We start from the raw sequence: 814 nt of genomic DNA on the forward strand, positions 1-814 counted from the left end.
CCTGCGTGGTCCGGGCCGCTTCGGGGGCCTTGGACGAGCTGGCCGCGGCGTTGCCCGCACCGATCACCTCGCTCTCGCTGCGGACCTGGCCGGCCAGCTTCCCGGCCGACATCGCCGTGCAACGACGCGTCCCGTACGAGAGCCGTGCCGACGCCATCATGTACCGGCAGGTGCTCGCCGACGTGGCGCGCAACCGCGGCTGGGCGATCCATTTCTATGACCCGAGAACCGTTGAGGCTGAAGCGGTCCGCGTACTGGGTGAGCGCACGGATGAGGTGCTGCGCCGACCACGGGCAACGCTGGGGCCGCCCTGGGCAAAGGATCACCGGGTCGCCTTTGCGGCAACGATCGTGGCCGCGTGATCTCGCCTGTGCTCTGAGGCCCCGTCGGTTTCGGGGGTGCCAGCGGAGCCTGCGGTTCTGGCGAACCTCGGCGGGAATGCGGGTTACCCCGCGTCCCGCCGACAGCCAGCAACAACCGCTGGCGGGCGGCCTCCCGGTCCACGCCTCAACGCTTTGGGTTGCGGCTTCAGGCGGCCGCTCGGGTTGCGCTTCTGCCAGGCCATTCTCCCTAATAGGGGAAAATGGGGTGCGGGGTCGCTTGGAAATCCGCAAGAAGTGAGGATTTCGGTTGTTGCAGCAGCCAAAATCCTCACTTCTTGCTCTAATGCCACTTAGCCTATTTTGATCAAGCTGCTGCCTGGGGTTCTACGGGGTTGGCGAGCCTGATCGTGGGCGGGGCGGAGTGACGCCTACCGCGCTGGCGGGATTTCTTCACGGGGTAGCGGTGCGGGCCGGCGCGTCGCACCGCGCGA

General features: G+C 67.4%; 1 pseudogene. It reads left to right on the forward strand.

Annotation, left to right across the window (positions count from 1 at the left end):
- A pseudogene (locus FREUN1FDRAFT_RS39225) lies at nt 1–362 on the forward strand (hypothetical protein); the annotation flags it as partial.
- Nucleotides 363–814: the final 452 nt, after the last annotated feature.

The sequence above is a fragment of the Parafrankia sp. EUN1f genome (assembly GCF_000177675.1).
Lineage (GTDB): Bacteria > Actinomycetota > Actinomycetes > Frankiales > Frankiaceae > Parafrankia.